The sequence below is a fragment of the Paraburkholderia sp. CHISQ3 genome, assembly GCF_030464945.1.
Lineage (GTDB): Bacteria > Pseudomonadota > Gammaproteobacteria > Burkholderiales > Burkholderiaceae > Paraburkholderia > Paraburkholderia megapolitana.
In genome coordinates this window covers 86,967-104,126 of sequence record NZ_JALPRG010000014.1, presented here as the reverse complement: position 1 = coordinate 104,126, position 17,160 = coordinate 86,967, and the positions used below count along the sequence as shown (strand labels likewise).

General features: G+C 63.6%; 15 protein-coding genes. 10 read left to right on the top strand and 5 right to left on the bottom strand.

Annotated elements, in window-relative coordinates; all coding sequences use genetic code 11:
* Positions 1-61 precede the first annotated feature (61 nt).
* The gene (locus tag M0D65_RS28410) at positions 62-3,643 is read left to right on the top strand and encodes a DNA translocase FtsK (RefSeq protein ID WP_266255531.1); all 3,582 of its coding nucleotides are present in this window, start codon (positions 62-64) and stop codon (positions 3,641-3,643) included.
* 49 nt (positions 3,644-3,692) lie between these two features.
* Here the strand turns inward: M0D65_RS28410 and M0D65_RS28405 are convergent, their stop codons facing one another.
* A complete protein-coding gene (locus M0D65_RS28405; protein ID WP_266255529.1) occupies positions 3,693-4,970 on the bottom strand; it encodes a lactonase family protein in 1,278 nt (425 codons plus the stop codon).
* Positions 4,971-5,189: 219 nt separating this feature from the next.
* Between M0D65_RS28405 and M0D65_RS28400 the strand changes: the two genes are divergently transcribed.
* Entirely contained in the window at positions 5,190-5,348 is a 159-nt protein-coding gene (locus M0D65_RS28400; RefSeq protein ID WP_091018502.1) for a DUF3096 domain-containing protein, read from the top strand.
* 101 nt (positions 5,349-5,449) lie between these two features.
* Here M0D65_RS28400 and M0D65_RS28395 read toward each other — a convergent pair whose 3' ends face one another.
* Entirely contained in the window at positions 5,450-5,695 is a 246-nt protein-coding gene (locus tag M0D65_RS28395) for a hypothetical protein (RefSeq protein WP_091018706.1), read from the bottom strand.
* A gap of 167 nt (positions 5,696-5,862) precedes the next feature.
* Here M0D65_RS28395 and M0D65_RS28390 point away from each other — a divergent pair, with 167 nt between their 5' ends.
* Positions 5,863-7,740 (top strand): glycoside hydrolase family 15 protein, encoded by a 1,878-nt coding sequence (locus M0D65_RS28390; protein ID WP_266255527.1) that lies wholly within the window; start codon positions 5,863-5,865, stop codon positions 7,738-7,740.
* Between the two features lie 192 nt (positions 7,741-7,932).
* Positions 7,933-9,219 (top strand): polyhydroxyalkanoate depolymerase, encoded by a 1,287-nt coding sequence (locus tag M0D65_RS28385; RefSeq protein ID WP_266255526.1) that lies wholly within the window; start codon positions 7,933-7,935, stop codon positions 9,217-9,219.
* An 81-nt stretch (positions 9,220-9,300) separates the two neighbouring features.
* On the opposite strand, the gene M0D65_RS28380 is transcribed toward M0D65_RS28385, so the two are convergent.
* Complete coding sequence (locus M0D65_RS28380) at positions 9,301-9,933, bottom strand: TetR family transcriptional regulator (RefSeq protein ID WP_091018508.1); 633 nt, start codon at positions 9,931-9,933, stop codon at positions 9,301-9,303.
* Positions 9,934-10,226: 293 nt separating this feature from the next.
* On the opposite strand from M0D65_RS28380, the gene rsxB reads away from it, so the two are divergent.
* From rsxB to M0D65_RS28365, 3 genes are all read left to right on the top strand, one after another.
* Positions 10,227-11,141 (top strand): electron transport complex subunit RsxB, encoded by a 915-nt coding sequence (rsxB, locus tag M0D65_RS28375; RefSeq protein ID WP_308076784.1) that lies wholly within the window; start codon positions 10,227-10,229, stop codon positions 11,139-11,141.
* A 9-nt stretch (positions 11,142-11,150) separates the two neighbouring features.
* The gene (nth, locus tag M0D65_RS28370) at positions 11,151-11,795 is read left to right on the top strand and encodes an endonuclease III (RefSeq protein ID WP_266255525.1); all 645 of its coding nucleotides are present in this window, start codon (positions 11,151-11,153) and stop codon (positions 11,793-11,795) included.
* A gap of 107 nt (positions 11,796-11,902) precedes the next feature.
* Positions 11,903-12,337, top strand: a complete 435-nt coding sequence (locus M0D65_RS28365) for a DUF1841 family protein (RefSeq protein ID WP_266255524.1) — start codon at positions 11,903-11,905, stop codon at positions 12,335-12,337.
* 213 nt (positions 12,338-12,550) lie between these two features.
* Here the strand turns inward: M0D65_RS28365 and M0D65_RS28360 are convergent, their stop codons facing one another.
* Positions 12,551-12,931, bottom strand: coding sequence for a c-type cytochrome (locus M0D65_RS28360; RefSeq protein ID WP_091018516.1), 381 nt, complete (start codon positions 12,929-12,931; stop codon positions 12,551-12,553).
* Between the two features lie 60 nt (positions 12,932-12,991).
* Positions 12,992-13,360 (bottom strand): c-type cytochrome, encoded by a 369-nt coding sequence (locus M0D65_RS28355; RefSeq protein ID WP_091018518.1) that lies wholly within the window; start codon positions 13,358-13,360, stop codon positions 12,992-12,994.
* A 319-nt stretch (positions 13,361-13,679) separates the two neighbouring features.
* Between M0D65_RS28355 and M0D65_RS28350 the strand changes: the two genes are divergently transcribed.
* The 3 genes from M0D65_RS28350 to M0D65_RS28340 all read left to right on the top strand — a co-directional run bounded on the left by M0D65_RS28350 (position 13,680) and on the right by M0D65_RS28340 (position 17,041).
* Positions 13,680-14,522 carry a MoxR family ATPase gene (locus M0D65_RS28350; RefSeq protein WP_091018519.1) on the top strand — a complete coding sequence of 281 codons (843 nt, stop codon included), beginning with the start codon at positions 13,680-13,682 and terminating at the stop codon, positions 14,520-14,522.
* 20 nt (positions 14,523-14,542) lie between these two features.
* Entirely contained in the window at positions 14,543-15,718 is a 1,176-nt protein-coding gene (locus M0D65_RS28345) for a VWA domain-containing protein (protein ID WP_266255523.1), read from the top strand.
* Positions 15,719-15,820: 102 nt separating this feature from the next.
* Complete coding sequence (locus M0D65_RS28340) at positions 15,821-17,041, top strand: benzoate/H(+) symporter BenE family transporter (protein ID WP_266255522.1); 1,221 nt, start codon at positions 15,821-15,823, stop codon at positions 17,039-17,041.
* Positions 17,042-17,160: the final 119 nt, after the last annotated feature.

Genomic DNA, 17,160 nt, shown 5'->3' with positions numbered 1-17,160 from the left:
TTTGCCGGTTTAAACTCGACGGGTTGCGCGTCCGCGCGTCTGTCTTTCATCGATGTCTAGCATGCACACGGTAGTTTTCGGCTGGTTCGGCGCGTCGGCCGTCTGGTTCATTCCTCTGTTCTGGCGTCTCATTAAAGCCGCGTTGCCCGGCGGCGCCGGCCTGCGCGGCCCCGGCACGATCCGGCTATGGCTCGGCTTCGTCTGCGTACTGGTGGCAAGTTGCGCGCTGGAGGCGTCGATTATCGATATCGACGGTGTCGACCGGTTCGGCCACGCGCTGGCGGGCGGCTTCGCGCGGCTGCTCGGACACATCGGTACGCCGCTTGTCATGCTGGCGCTGTTCCTCGTGAGCCTGCCGTGGCTGATCGGCTTTCGCTGGAGCCAGGTCGCGCACTGGGCCGATGCGGCGTTCGGGCTCGGTCTGTCGCGTGGGAGCAAACGCGATAGCGACGACGCGCGCGGACGGCGCGGTACCGACGAAGGTATGGCTGCTTCGTACGAAGTCGGTTCGGGCAGTGCGGGCGTGAATCCGATGGCGCCGAAAACGCAGGGGCGTTATGCACGGCCGACTGTCTGGCGGCCGCCTGTCACGCGCCTCGCGAAGAAAACCGCGGCAAGCGATGGCGTGAGCCAGGCGGCGCCGGCTACCGTCATCTCGCCGGTACTGCGCAGTACCGCGGCCGGTACCGGTCGACGTACCTCCATACCATCCACGCCGGGTCGCCCCACGCCGTGGGCACCCGCGGAACCGGTTGCCCCCGCCGGCTGGCTCGGCAGTGAGACAGGCACGGGCGGTGGTGTAACGCGCGGATTGCAGTCGGCGGCCGGCAGCGGTATCGCCAGTGCTGCGGGTACCGTGGCTGCGGCCGGGGCGATATCGCGCGTCGCCAAAGCGTCAGGCAGTGCGCCGTCGGCCGTGAATAATGTGGCAGGCTCCCCGGTTGTGCGGCCCCGTGTGCCGTTCGCCGAAGCAGGATCGCAGGCGGGACGCAGTGGCCTCTCCCCTGCTCCGGCCGCGCCGCGCACTACACCGGCACCGCGCCCGATCACGCCGCCGCGCTCCGTCGTGCGATCCACTGCGCCGGTCGCGCAACCGGCGGTTGCGAATCGCACACCGCAATATCCCAGCGAGAACCAGCGCAGTTCGCAAGCACCCACGCTTTCACGCCCCGTGACGCCGGCGCCCACCGTGCCGCGCGTCACCCCTCCGCCGAGCGTGCAGGACACACTGCGTAGTATCGAAGAGAACACTGCGAGCTGGGCTGCGCTCGCGGGTACGGCTCATCAGCACTCCGGCGAATCGCAGGTGCCGAATGAACACAGTGGCGCGGGTGGATCGGTGAATGGTGCATCTGCCATTGCGCCTGAGACGACGGCTACTGTGACGGCTGCGGCAGCGCCTGTCGTCACACCTGTCGCAACACCTGCTGCTACGCCTGTTACGACACCTACTACTACACCTACGACAGCCAGCGCAGTATTACCTGCCGCAATACCCACTGTTACGCCTGCGACAGCAGCCACCGTTACGTCTGCTGCAATACTCAGCGTCGCACCGGCGACGACAATTGCGGCTACAGCAACGCCCGTACCTTCGCTGGACATTCCTTCCGCAGCATCGCCGGTGCTCGACCGCCCGCACACCTCCGCCGATGTCTCTGCCGTGTTGCCAACGCCGCCTGCCGCAAGCGTTGCAGCGGACCACCCAGTGGAACCGGCCGCAACTCGCAGCCCCTTCGAGGCCGTACCGACCGCCCCCGTCTCATCACATACCGCGGACGCTTCAATACCGCCGTGGGAAATCGTCGCAACAACGGAAGACACATCGCCCGCCGCATCGGCTACACATGCATCGCCTGTCGTATCTGGCGACGCGACGTTTGCACCTGACGCAACCCCGATCAAGGACGACACCCCACCGCCATCGAACGTAGTCCGCTTCCCGGGCCTCGCTGCCACACGCCAGCTCGCAGCCGATGCATTCGATCCACCGGCCGCCGCCGCATCGCCCGACGAGCCGGCCGAAGAATCAATCGACGATCCGATCTACGAACCCCCGCGTCTCGCACCAGGCGCATCGAACGCACCACAAGACGAACCCACCGCACGCGCACCGCTCGGCCACGCACCGACCAGTTTCGAATTCCACGCACCGGCCGCATCGGCGGTCGAACTGCCGACGCTCGATCTTCTCGCGCGCGCCTCGACCGACGTCGAGCCCGTCTCCGAAGAGCGCCTCGCCGAAACCGGCGCGCTGATCGAGCAGCGTCTGCAGGAATTCAAGGTGCCGGTGACCGTAGTCGGCGCATCGGCGGGGCCGGTCATCACGCGCTTCGAAGTCGAACCGGCACTCGGTGTGCGCGGCAGCCAGATCGTCGGGCTGATGAAGGACCTGTCGCGCGGCCTCGGCCTCACATCGATCCGCGTCGTCGAGACGATCCCCGGCAAGACCTGCATGGGCCTCGAACTGCCGAATGCGAAACGCCAGACCATCCGGCTCTCCGAAATTCTCGAAGCCGATGTCTATCAGCACTCGCACTCGATGCTCACGCTCGCGATGGGCAAGGACATCACCGGTCACCCGGTCGTTGCCGACCTCGCCAAAGCACCGCACATGCTGGTGGCCGGCACGACCGGTTCAGGCAAATCCGTCGCGATCAACGCGATGATCGTCTCGCTGCTCTACAAGGCAGCGCCCGAAGACGTGCGCCTGATCATGATCGACCCGAAGATGCTCGAGCTCTCGGTGTACGAGGGCATCCCGCATCTGCTCGCGCCGGTCGTCACCGACATGAAGCTCGCCGCGAACGCGTTGAACTGGTGCGTCGGCGAAATGGAGAAGCGTTATCGGCTGATGTCGGCAGTCGGCGTGCGTAATCTCGCCGGCTTCAACCAGAAGGTGCGCGACGCCGACGCAGCCGGCAAGAAACTCGGCAACCCGTTCTCGCTCACGCCCGAAGCACCCGAACCGCTTGCGAAGCTGCCGCTCATAGTCGTCGTGATCGACGAACTCGCCGACCTGATGATGGTGGCCGGCAAGAAGATTGAAGAATTGATCGCGCGGCTCGCGCAGAAAGCGCGCGCGGCCGGCATCCATCTGATACTCGCGACGCAGCGCCCATCGGTGGACGTGATTACCGGGCTGATCAAGGCGAACATCCCGACGCGCGTAGCGTTCCAGGTGTCGTCGAAGATCGACTCGCGCACGATTCTCGACCAGATGGGCGCGGAGTCGCTGCTCGGTCAGGGCGACATGCTGTTCCTGCCGCCGGGCACCGGCTATCCGCAGCGCGTGCACGGCGCGTTCGTCGCCGACGAGGAAGTGCACCGGATCGTCGAATATCTGAAGCAGTTCGGCGAGCCGCAGTACGAAGAAGGCATTCTCGATGGGCCTGCATCCGAAGGTGCGGCGCAGGATCTGTTCGGCGATGCACCCGATGCCGAAGCCGATCCGCTCTACGACGAAGCGGTCGCGTTCGTCGTGCGTACGCGGCGTGCGTCGATCTCGTCGGTGCAGCGGCAGTTGCGGATCGGTTATAACCGCGCGGCGCGGCTCGTCGAGCAGATGGAAGCGGCGGGACTGGTGTCGTCGATGGGAATCAACGGTAGTCGCGAAGTGCTCGCGCCTGGCCCCGCGGAATAATTACACAACTGCGGCGCGCACACTCCGCGCGCCGCGTTCCCTCAGAACATCACGACGGCGAAACCAGCTTGAAGTCCACCGGCGAGCCGATATCGACACGCTTCGGATTCGCTTCGAGCAACCCGGTCTGCTGATCGCGCCGGAACACATACATCGTATCGCTGCCCTGATTGCCGACGATCAGCCATTGCCCGGTCGGATCGATTGCAAATTCGCGCGGCGACTTGCCGAGGCTCGACTGACGCCCGACCAGTTTCAGATGGCCGTTGGCGGCGTCGACCGCGAAAATAACGATCTCGTTCGCGTCGCCGCGATTGCTCGCGTAGACAAAACGCCCGTCCGGCGAGAGATGGATCGCCGCCGCCCCCACCTGCCCCTTGAAGCCTGGCTCTGTCAACGGCACGACCTGCGCGAGCTTGAGCTTGCCGTCGTCGTAATCGAACACGCTGACGGTGGCGGCAAGTTCGCTCGTCAGATAGGCGTGGCGTCCGTCGGCGCCGAACACCAGATGACGCGGGCCGCTACCGGCCTTCACGTCGGTGTAGCGCACCTCGGTCGGCCCGAACAGGCCGCGGCTGCCGTCGGGTGTGTAGCGATACGAATACAGCTTGTCGGCGCCGAGATCCTGGGTGAACAGATAGTGACCATCCGGCGAGAACACTGTGGAGTGCACATGCGAATTGTCCTGGCGCCCCTTCACCGGCCCGCCGCCTTCGTGATGCACGGTCAGCACCGACGTACCGACCTGGCCATCCGCCTGCAGCGGGAACACGGCGAAGCTGCCGCCCGGATCGGCCGCCACCGAGTAGTTCGCGGTGAGCAGATACTTGCCGTCCGGCGACAGGCTCAGATAGCACGGATCGTTACCCTCGGACGAAACCGTGTTGAGAAAAGTGAGTTGTCCGCTCGGCGCATCGAAGCGAAACGCGCTGATGCCACCGCGTTGCGTTGCCGGGCCGTTATCGCCGGGCCCTTCGTTCACCGCGTACACATAGCGACGATCGCCGCTCACGACGAGGTACGACGGATTCACTGTTTTCGCGACGGACACGGGCGTCGCATCGCCGGTTTTCGTGTCGAAGCGATAGACGTAAAGTCCTTCGCTCTTGCCGCCGGTGTAGGTGCCGATCAGCAGGTCATAGACGCCGTTGGCAGGTGCCGGCGTAGCGGCCGGGGTTTGAGCAAACGCATGAGTAGCAACGATCGAAGCCATGAGGGCAAAACCTTTGATTATCGAGCGGACGGATCGGGCAGGTACGGTCTTATGACCAGGCACTTCGTCAGACTGTGGCGCGGCGTTTGCTACAGCTTGGTTGCTGCGATGCATGAATGCCTCCTCAACAGCGGTTTTTGGGGTTGTGATGTGTGTCGCTGGTCTGCCGCGCGGTTGTTATGGTTCGACCTGACCGCGTCGAACGGTGCGAACAGTATAAAAGCGTTGCACGGGGCTCGTTGCGGATTTAGGCACAGTCATACTGTCGATCGCCTCGTATCCTGTGCGAATCGAATCGATTTGCCTCACCGCGGTTCAACCTACGGAGTCGCCATGAACGTCACACTCAGTCTGGGTCCACTCGTCTCGCTGATCGCCGGCATCCTGATCCTCGTGATGCCGCGTCTGCTCAACTTCATCGTCGCGCTGTACCTGATCATCATCGGCCTGATTGGTCTGTTCGGGGTCGGCAGTTCGCACATGCATTTCTGACCTATCGCGGATGCCGCAGACAGGCGTGCACCGACGCCTGAGCGCGTCGCTCGTTTCCACAGTAGAAACGCGTCCGGACCGGACGCGGAGCCCGGCTGTGCTCAGCCGTTGGACAACTGGTCGAGCCGCAGCCGTCCCTGCAGCGACAGACCGCCGACGGCATAATGACCGTCGCCGTCCTGATGACGCTTGAAGCACGCACGCTCGATCAGGAACGCGGCCGCGGTCTCCATCCCGTTGCGGGACAGGCCGAGCCGGTGTGAGTCGAGCGGCAGCAGGGAGTCGTCGGTGAGCTGGCTTGCAGCGGAGAGTATCGTGACGCAATCGGATTTCGACGGGTTCAGCATGGCGTGATCCTCGAAACGGCAACTGGCGGTGCGGCGGCTGACGGACACTGCGGAGCATCGCGCAAACGGTGCGCAGCATCTGTCGGCGATCCCCGGAGTTCTGATTGTAGGTAGCGCGCGCGCAGAATGCCAATGACCTTTTTCCTAACGGAACAGACCGCAGAACCATGCCCTCACCCATCGAAGATTACGCACTCGTCGGCGACGGCCACACAGCCGCGCTGATTTCCCGCACCGGTTCCGTCGACTGGCTTTGCTGGCCGCGCTTCGACTCCGGTGCGTGCTTCGCCGCGCTGCTCGGCAACGAAGACAACGGCCGCTGGTTGCTCTCTCCCGTCAGCGACGCGCCGCCTGTCATCACGCGGCGCTATCGCGGCGAGACGCTGATCCTTGAAACCGATTTCGAAACGGCCGAAGGCGCGGTCACCGTGATCGACTTCATGCCGCCCGGCAACGGCTGGTCGGAACTCGTGCGTATCGTTGTCGGCCGGCGCGGTACCGTGCGCATGCAGATGGAACTCGTGCTGCGCTTCGATTACGGCTTCTCGATACCGTGGGTCAGCCGCCTCCCGAACGACAGCGGCGTGCAGGCGATCGTCGGGCCCGATACCGCGGTGCTGCGCACACCGGTCGAACTGCGCGGCGAGAATATGCGCACGATGGCGGAGTTCACCGTCACGGCCGGCGAGCGCGTGCCGTTCTCGCTTGCCTACGCGGCGTCGCATCTGCGCGTGCCGCCCGCGCGCGATCCGCACACGTCGCTTGCGCGCACCGAGAACCACTGGCTCGAATGGTCGGCGCGCAGCACGATCGAAGGCCGCTGGGCCGAGCCGATCCGCCGCTCGCTGATCACGCTGAAAGCACTTGCGTACGAACCGACCGGCGGCATCGTCGCCGCGCCCACCACCTCGCTGCCCGAACAGCTCGGCGGCACACGTAACTGGGACTATCGCTACTGCTGGCTGCGCGACGCGACGATCACGCTACTCGCGATGATGCGCGGTGGCTACTACGACGAAGCGCGTGCCTGGCGCACGTGGCTCGGCCGCGTGATGGCCGGCTCGCCCGAGCAGTTGCAGATCATGTATGGCATTGGCGGTGAGCGCCGCTTGCCGGAGGTCGAACTCGACTGGCTGGCGGGCTACGAAGGCGCGAAGCCGGTGCGCATCGGCAACAACGCGGTCGGACAGTTGCAGCTCGACGTGTATGGCGAGGTGATGAATGCGCTGCACCTCGCGCGCGTAGGCGGCCTGCAGGCCGACGAAACCGCGTGGACCGTGCAGTGCACGATGCTCAAGCATCTCGAGACGATCTGGACGGAACCCGACGAAGGTATCTGGGAAACGCGCGGCGGACGCCAGCACTTCACGTTCTCGAAAGTCATGGCGTGGGTCGCCTTTGATCGCGCGATCCAGTCGGCTGAAACTTTCAGTCTGCCTGCACCGCTCGAACACTGGCACGAGATGCGCGAGCGGATTCACGCCGAGGTGTGCGAGAAAAGCTGGAATCCGACACTGAATGCATTCACCCAGGTGTACGGCGGCGACGATCTCGACGCGAGCACACTACTGATCCCGCTCCTCGGCTTCCTGCCGCCGTCCGATCCGCGCATTGCGGGCACGGTCGCGGCGATCGAGAAAACCTTGATGCACGACGGCTTCGTGATGCGCTACCGCACCACCGAGTTCGACGACGGCTTGCCGCCCGGCGAAGGCACGTTCCTCGCATGCAGTTTCTGGATGGTCGACAACCTCGCGCTGCAAGGCCGTGTCGCAGAGGCTCACGAGATGTACGAGCGGCTGCTCGCCCTCGCGAACGACGTCGGACTTCTCGCCGAGGAATACGATCCGGTGGCGCGGCGGCTCGTCGGTAATTTCCCTCAGGCGTTTTCGCACGTTGCGCTCGTGCACACCGGTTTAAACCTGATGAAACACGAGCAGGAAATGGCTAAAGCAACCGGCCAACCTGCCCACGACGGCCAGCCGGCGGGCCTCACGCCCTCTGCGACCGCGCCGGACCCGGATCTTAGCCAGACCTCCACCTGAAATTACAGGGCCCGGTAGTCCCCCAAAGTGACGACAGGCTTGACAATTGTTGCATTGCACAAACAGACGACGTCCGATATCATCTCCAGCCAATAACGGCCGATACCCTGTTGTCGTCAACCAATACGGCCCGCTCCAACGCTACGCGCGCAACGCGCAGCCTGTGCGAACCGTTCCAAAGCCGGAGCCCCCATGCTCTATCAGTTGCATGAATTCCAGCGCGCGATGCTGAGCCCGCTTACCGCCTGGGCCCAGGCCGCGTCGAAATCGTTCGCGAATCCCGCCAGCCCGCTTGCCTATGTGCCCGGCGCCACGCGCCTGTCCGCCGGCTACGAACTGCTGTACCGGCTCGGCAAGGACTACGAGAAGCCCGAATTCAACCTGCACCAGATCGTCAAGGACGGCCACAACATTCCGATCGTCGAACAGACGATCATCGAAAAGCCGTTCTGCCGGCTGCTGCGCTTCAAGCGCTACGCCGACGACAGCGATGCCGTCACGCAACTGAAAGACGAGCCGGTCGTACTGGTCTGTGCACCGCTGTCCGGTCACCATTCCACCTTGCTGCGCGACACCGTGCGCACGCTGCTGCAAGACCACAAGGTCTACATCACCGACTGGATCGATGCGCGGATGGTGCCGGTCGAAAACGGCGCGTTCGGTCTCGACGACTACATCGCGTACATTCAGGAATTCATCCGCCATATCGGCGCGAAAGACCTGCACGTCATTTCGGTCTGCCAGCCCACCGTGCCGGTGCTCGCAGCCATCTCGCTGATGGCGAGCCGCGGCGAAGACACGCCGCGCACGATGACGATGATGGGTGGCCCGATCGATGCCCGCAAGAGCCCGACCGCGGTGAATTCGCTGGCTACGCAGCGTTCGTTCGAATGGTTCGACAACAACGTGATCTACACGGTGCCGCCTAACTATCCGGGCGTCGGCCGCAAGGTGTATCCCGGCTTCCTGCAGCACACCGGCTTCGTCGCGATGAATCCGGAGCGTCACGCGGCCTCGCACTGGGACTACTACCAGAGCCTGATGCGCGGCGACGAAGAAGATGCCGATGCGCATCGCCGCTTCTACGACGAGTACAACGCCGTACTCGACATGGCCGCCGAATATTATCTGGAGACAATTCGCATCGTGTTCCAGGAATTCCAGCTTGCCGAAGGCACGTGGGTCGTGGACGGTGAGCCGGTGCGTCCGCAGGACATCAAGAAGACCGCGCTCTTCACGATTGAAGGCGAGCTCGACGACATCTCCGGCAGCGGTCAGACGCATGCTGCGCTCGAGCTGTGCAGCGGCATCGCGGCAAAGAACAAGCAGCAGTTCACCGCGGAGAAATGCGGCCACTACGGTATTTTCTCGGGGCGTCGCTGGCGCACGATTATTTACCCGCAGTTGCGCGACTTCATCCTCGCGCATAACAAGAGCACGAAGCCTTCGAAGAGCGAGAAAGAGAAGATCGAAGCGTAACTTCTTTAGCTTCGTCGCTGAAAACAGACGGCGCCCCGAGGGGCGCCGTTGTCATATCCAGCCCATATCCAATGTTGAGCGTCAGCGACGCAACAGATACGCAAGCAGGATGTCGGTATTCATCTGCATGATCTCGCTGCGCTCGGCAGGCGCGCTGAAGTCGCGGCCGAGTGTCGCCTCGAGCGTGAAGCGGTTCGATACGCTGTAGTAGCCCATGCCCGATAACGTCATGTACAGCCGCAGCGAATCGACGTTCGTGCGAAACAGTCCGGCACGTTGCCCGCGTTCGAGAATACCGCCGAGCGTGGCAACGATCGGCGAGATCATTTCGCGAATGCGCGTCGACTTCTTCATGTAGCGCGCTTCGTGCAGGTTCTCGTTGTTGATGAGACGCAGCAGTTCGGGATGGTCGCGATAGTAGTCCCAGACGAAATGCGCGAGCCGTGTGATGGCTTCGACGGGTGCAACGCCGCCGAGATCGAGCGTGCGCTCGGCTTCGGTCAGTGCGGTGAATGCGTGTTCGAGTACTGCCGTGAAAAGCTGCTCCTTGCTACCGAAGTAGTAGTAGAGCATGCGTTCGTTTGTCTCCGCACGACGGGCAATCTGGTCGACACGTGCGCCGAACAGACCTCCGTTTGCAAACTCTTCGGCCGCCGCGAGCAGGATGCGGCGCCGGGTGCCTTCAGGATCTCTTTTGATTTTCGGCTGATTCATGGTGGCATGTGCTTCGTGAGCCGCGTTTCCGGATCGCGCCGCCGGCCTCCTCGGACCGTGCACCGACAGCACTGTACGGGCGCGCCATGGTTGGGGGACACCCTCCTGCGGTCTTTCAAAAAAGCGCCTCGATTATGGCACATGGTTTGACGATGGCAATTGGGGAAATCGGCGATAATCGCGGTTTGGCCGAAGCGCCGCCTGGCCTGCCCGGTGCGAGCCCCAAGCAGGCTTGCCGAACGCCTGCCATGCCTGCAATGGCCCAGCCCGCGGCCCGCCCCGACGTTGTCACCGTGACCGATTCCAGAACACTCGCAGACCGCATCGAAGATCTGCTGCCCCAGACGCAATGCACGAAGTGCGGCTATGACGGCTGCCGTCCGTACGCCGAAGCAATCGCGCAAGGCACCGCGAACTACAACCAGTGCCCACCTGGCGGCGCCGAGGGCGTCGCGCGTCTCGCCACATTGCTTGGCAAGCGCGTTATCCCGATCAATCCCGTCAACGGTGTCGAACGTCCGCGGCCGGTTGCGGTGATCGAAGAAAGCCTGTGCATCGGTTGTACGCTGTGCGCGCAGGCTTGTCCGGTCGATGCGATCGTGGGTGCGGCCAAGCAGATGCATACGGTCGTCGCTTCGCTGTGCACGGGCTGCGACCTGTGCGTGCCGCCCTGCCCGGTCGACTGTATCGACATGCTCCCGGTCACCGGCGAACGTACCGGCTGGGACGCCTGGACCCAGCAGCAGGCCGACGATGCGCGCGCGCATCACGACCAGCATATGGCGCGCCTCGCACGCGAGCGCGAAGCAGCCGAGGCGCGTGCGGCCGCACGGCGCAACGCGAGCAGCGCGGCGGCACATGCAGCAGCAGACGCAGCAAGCGGCAGCACGGCAGACGCAAGTGGAACGGCAACAACCGCACCGGCAGGTACGACATCCCCTGCAACGCCCAGCCCCGACGACGCCGAAGCCAGAAAACGTGCGACGATCCAGGCCGCGCTCGACCGTGCGCGCAAGAAGAAAGAAGAACTGGCCGCCCAGGGCCAGGCGCCGAAGAACATCGCGAGCGTCAGCCCCGAAGTGCAGGCACAGATCGACGCGGCGGAAGCGCGCCGCCGTCGGCTTGGCATTGCATCAGACGGCGATGCGCCATCAACGGATGGCGACGCAGCCGGCAACCCGTCCGACCTCCCTCCTACGAAGCGCTGACCGCCCCGCATGAACGCGAACAAACGCCGCGCCATCTATGAAGCGCTCCAGAGCCTCAATCCGCATCCGACCACCGAGCTCGAATACACGACACCGTTCGAACTGCTGATCGCCGTGATGTTGTCGGCGCAAGCCACCGATGTGTCCGTGAACAAGGCGATGCGCAAGATGTTTCCGTTGGCGAACACGCCGCAGCAGATCGTCGCACTCGGCGAGGAAGGCGTGACCGGCTACATCAAGACGATCGGGCTATTCCGGACCAAGGCGAAGAACGTCGTCGCGACCTGCCGCATCCTGATCGAGCGCTACGACGGTGCGGTGCCGGCTGATCGCGAGGCGCTCGAGAGCCTGCCGGGAGTGGGCCGCAAGACCGCGAACGTGATTCTGAACACGGCGTTCGGCCAGCCGACCATCGCCGTCGATACGCACATCTTCCGCGTCGCCAATCGCACCGGGCTCGCGCCCGGCAAGGACGTGCGGGCGGTCGAAGCAGCGCTCGAGAAATTCACTCCCGAGGAATTTCGCCACGACGCACATCACTGGTTGATCCTGCACGGTCGCTACGTATGCAAGGCGCGCCGTCCCGAATGCTGGCATTGCGTGATCGAGCCGCTCTGCGAATTCAGGCCAAAAACACCGCCACCGGACCTCTGAGTCCGACCCCGCACCCGTCTGCGCCGTGTGGCGCGGCGGCGTAAAATACCCGCTTGCCGCTGCATCATGCATCGATAGCCGCCCCACTCCGCCTTCAACAGTCCACGATGTTCAATCCCAGCCGCGACGAAGTCCGACGCTTCTTCACCGACACCTGGCGCAAGCAGCGCGCAGGCGAAATCCTGACACCGCTCGAAGCGATCGCCGCCGACTGGATCGTCGAACACCCCGAATACCATACGGAACTCGCGGATGCCGACTCCGCGGCGAGCCAGGATTATTCGCCCGAAGGCGGCAAGACCAACCCGTTCCTGCATCTGTCGATGCATCTCGCGATCAGCGAGCAACTGTCGATCGATCAACCGCCAGGCATTCGCGCCGCACACGAACGCCTGGCGGCGCGCCTCGGTTCGACTCACGACGCGCAGCACGCGATCATGGAATGCCTCGGCGAAACGATCTGGGAAGCGCAGCGCACCGGCACGCCACCGGATACGGATGCGTATCTGGCACGCATCGAACGGCGCGCGTCGCGGGACTAAGCCCGGGCGCGTATCCGCTACTGAAGAACACCCGATGACGAAGGCCCGTGGCCCTGGTGCGGCAAAACGTCGCGCCTGCGCGGCCGACCCAGTCGCAACGCGTCCCGCATCGACCGCACAACGACAGGCTCCGAAAAGCAAACACCCCGCCGCAGCGGGGTGTTTGCTTTTCACACAGAGCAACTCAAAGCCAGCGGTAGCCGGCGGCGTGGCTTACTTTTTCTGCACGAGGTCGCCGTTCAGCGACTCGATATAGGCCCCAAGGTCCTTCATATCGCTCGGCGACAGGCTCTGCACCTGAGCCTGCATGATCGGATTGCTACGGCCGAGATGCGGATTGCTGGTGCCCATCTGATACTGCCTGAGCGCCCAATAAATGTAGTCGGAATGCTGACCCGCGAGCTTCGGATATTCCGGGCTCACCGGATTGTTCAGGCCCGGACCATGGCAAGACGCGCAGTTATGCGCATCGGCGATCACCTTGCCGTTGGCCGCATCGGCCGCGTAGGCTGCCGGCGCCGCGGCAAGACCGAGCAGCGTGGCCACGCATGCAGCCTTGAACACTGTGTGGAGTGCCTGTTGGGGCTTCTTCATGAATTCTCCTATCCCGCGAATGTGGGTAAACCGGATGACTGGACAGAAAGGCTCAGCCGGTCACTTGTCGGGATTGTTCTTCGAAGAGGATGTTTGCGCCGCGTAGTACGCCGCGATGTCGGCAATGTCCTGATCCGACAGCGAAGTCGCGATGGCGCGCATGGTTTCGAAATGACGGTCGCCCTTCTTGTAGGCACGCAACGCGTTTTCAATGTACTGCCGGTTCTGCCCGCCAAGCTCGGGTACCCGGTAGACCTCCGGGTACGCGGTGCGGTAGCCGGGGATGCCGTGGCAGCCGATACACATCGCGACCTTGCCCTGGCCCGCTTTCGCGTTGCCCACGACGTCCGCTGCCTGCGCGGTGGCCGCGAAGCCCGCAAGCGCGAACAACGCTGCGATCACGACATGTTTGCCGACGAATTTATTCATAGCATGTAACCTGGCATGAGGGGAAACGGGCGCCCAAAAAAGGCAACGGCCTGCGCCGTTATTCTTGTTGAGATGCCACGCAGGCCAAAAAAATCGGGCTAATTGTACCGCGACGCTACGCCGGGCGTCCACAGCGCGGGCGGGGCCAGCGGTCGGCGTATTCCCGGAGTCGCACGGGCGAGCCTGCCGTACGCGTAGCCACCCGCGACCGGACACGCAACACCATGCCCGCCGCCGTTCGACACCCTACACGAGCCGGTTCCAGCACAAAAGGGCTTCTGACTTATACTGGGCTTTTCCTTCCACAGAGCCTGTCGCCATGCGTTTCGAAGGTTCCTCGCAGTACGTCGCCACCGACGATCTCAAGCTCGCCGTCAACGCCGCCATGACATTGCGGCGTCCGCTGCTCATCAAGGGCGAGCCCGGCACCGGCAAGACGATGCTGGCCGAAGAAGTCGCCGGCGCGCTCGGCATGCCGCTCATGCAGTGGCACATCAAGTCCACCACCAAGGCGCAGCAGGGCCTCTACGAATACGACGCGGTCTCGCGGTTGCGCGATTCGCAGCTCGGCGACGAGCGCGTGCAGGACATCCGCAACTACATCGTCAAGGGCGTGCTCTGGCAGGCGTTCGAGTCGGACCAGCAGACCGTGCTGCTGATCGACGAGATCGACAAGGCCGACATCGAGTTTCCGAATGATCTGCTGCGCGAACTCGACCGCATGGAATTCTATGTGTACGAGACGCGCGAACTGGTCAAGGCCAAGGAGCGCCCGCTCGTCATCATCACGTCGAACAACGAAAAGGAACTGCCCGACGCGTTCCTGCGCCGCTGTTTCTTTCACTACATCAAGTTTCCCGAACCGTCGACGATGCAGCAGATCGTCGAGGTGCACTACCCCGGCATCAAGCAGGAACTGCTGCGCGCAGCGCTAGAAAGCTTCTTCGCGCTGCGCAACGTGTCGGGCCTGAAGAAGAAGCCGTCCACGTCGGAACTGCTCGACTGGTTGAAGCTGCTGCTCGCGGAAGACATTCCGCCCGAAGCGCTGCGCTCGACGGATCACAAGCAGATCATTCCGCCGCTGCACGGTGCGCTGCTGAAAAACGAACAGGACGTGAGCCTGTTCGAGCGGCTGATCTTCATGAACCGCAACAACCGTTGATCGTCCGCTGAGAGCCCCGCATGCTGATCGACTTCTTCTACACGCTGCGTTCCGCCAAACTGCCGGTGTCGGTGAAGGAATACCTGACGCTGCTCGAAGCGTTGAAAGCCAGCGTAATCGCGCCGTCGCTCGACGAGTTCTATTACCTCGCGCGCATGACGCTCGTGAAGGACGAGCAGTACTTCGACAAGTTCGACCAGGCGTTCGGCGCGTATTTCAATGGTATCGAGCAGAAGTCGGAGCTCGCCTTCGACGTGCCACTCGACTGGCTGAAGAAGAAGCTGGAGCGCGACCTGTCGCCGGAAGAAAAAGCGCAGATCGAAGCGATGGGCGGTCTCGACAAGCTGATGGAGCGCCTGAAGCAGCTCTTCGAAGAACAGAAGGAGCGTCACGAAGGCGGCAGCAAGTGGATTGGCACCGGCGGTACCTCGCCGTTCGGCAACGGGGGTTATAACCCCGAGGGAATTCGCATCGGCGGCGAAGCATCGGGTAATCGCTCGGCTGTGAAGGTGTGGGAAGCGCGCGCGTATCGCGATTACGACGATCAGGTCGAGATCGGCACGCGCAACATCAAGGTGGCCTTGCGGCGCCTGCGCCGCTTCGCGCGCGAAGGTGCTGCCGAAGAACTCGATTTGCCGGACACGATCCGCAGCACCGCGGCGAATGCGGGCTGGCTCGACATCAAGATGGTCCCCGAGCGGCACAACAACGTGAAAGTGCTGATGCTACTCGACGTGGGTGGATCGATGGACGATCACATCAAGCGCACCGAAGAGCTGTTCTCCGCCGCCAAGGCCGAATTCAAGCATCTCGAGTTCTACTACTTCCACAACTGCGTGTACGACTTCCTGTGGAAGAACAATCGCCGCCGCCACGCCGAGCGCACCGCGACGTGGGACGTGCTGCACAAGTTCACTCCCGACTACAAGCTGATCTTCGTCGGCGATGCGACCATGAGCCCTTACGAAGTCCTGCAGGCCGGCGGCTCCGTCGAATACAACAACGCCGAAGCCGGCGCGGTCTGGCTGCGCCGGCTCGCCGACCAGTTCCCGCATCACGCATGGCTGAATCCGGAACCGGAAGGGCTGTGGGAGTATCGGCAATCGGTGGCTGTGATTCGCGAAGTGCTCGGCTACCGGATGTACCCGCTTACCCTCGCCGGGCTCGAAGCGTCGATGCGCGCGCTCAGCAAATAGGCACGCAACACCGCACGGCGGCGCACGGTCGTAGAGCAGCGCCACGCCACGCGATGCCACGCCGCAAACGCATAACAACAACATCAGACCCGATCTTCACGCATGAACCCGCCGTCAACTCCCAACCTGTCTCCTTCCGCCGCCGCACCGGCACGCATCCGGCCATGGGCCGATACCTCGCTGTCATCGCTGGTTGCGGGTTTCGTCGCGATGATGACCGGCTACACCAGTGCGCTCGTGCTGATGTTTCAGGCGGGCCAGGCCGCGCATCTGTCGGATGCGCAGATTTCATCGTGGATCTGGGCGCTGTCGATCGGCATGGCGGTGACCACCATCGGCCTGTCGCTGCGCTTTCGCGCACCGATCGTGACCGCCTGGTCGACGCCCGGCGCGGCGCTCCTCGTCACATCGCTGCCTCATGTTCCGTATCCGCAGGCGATCGGCGCATTCATCGTGTGCGCGCTGCTGATTACGGCGGTCGGCCTGACCGGCTGGTTCGATACGCTGATGAAGAAGATCCCGGCCGGTATCGCATCGGCATTGCTCGCGGGCATCCTGTTCGAGATCGGCATCGGCATCTTTCACGCCGCTCAGTCGCGCACCGCACTCGTGCTGACGATGTTTTTCACGTACCTGATCGTCAAGCGGTTCGCGCCGCGCTATGCAATTGTCACGACGCTGATTGTCGGGACGGCGGTCGCGGGCGGCCTTGGGTTGCTCGACTTCAGCCGCTTCCATGTCGCGTTCGCGCACCCCGTATTGACACTGCCGTCGTTCTCGATTGCGGCGATCGTCAGCATCGGCATCCCGCTCTTCGTCGTCGCGATGGCGTCGCAGAACGTGCCGGGCATTGCCGTACTGCGCGCCGATGGCTACCAGACGCCCTCGGCACCGTTGATCGCGACGACTGGTCTCGCTTCGCTCGTGTTCGCTCCGTTCGGCTCGCACGGCATCAACCTTGCAGCCATTACCGCCGCCCTCTGCACCGGCCCGCAAGCGCACGAGGACCGGTCAAAACGCTACACCGCCGCACTCTGGTGCGGCATGTTCTACCTGCTCGCGGGGATTTTCGGGGCGACGATCGCCGCGCTCTTCGCGGCGCTACCGCAGGCGCTCGTCGTATCGGTTGCGGCGCTGGCGCTGTTCGGCTCGATCTCGAGCGGTCTCGCCAACGCGATGCAGGACCCGAATCAGCGCGAGGCAGCACTCGTCACGTTCATGGTGACCGCGTCGGGGCTGACGTTGCTGTCGATCGGCTCGGCGTTCTGGGGGCTGGTCGCGGGCGTGGTCACACAGGTCGTGCTGAGCGCGCGGCGCACTTGAACGGCGTCATCGCGCGCGGCAAAGTGGATAATGAAATGAACCCTCAGGCGAATGCGAAACGGGCCAGCCGCCGCACAAGTCAAAAACACATCACCCGATCCGCCATAGAATAGAGGCCG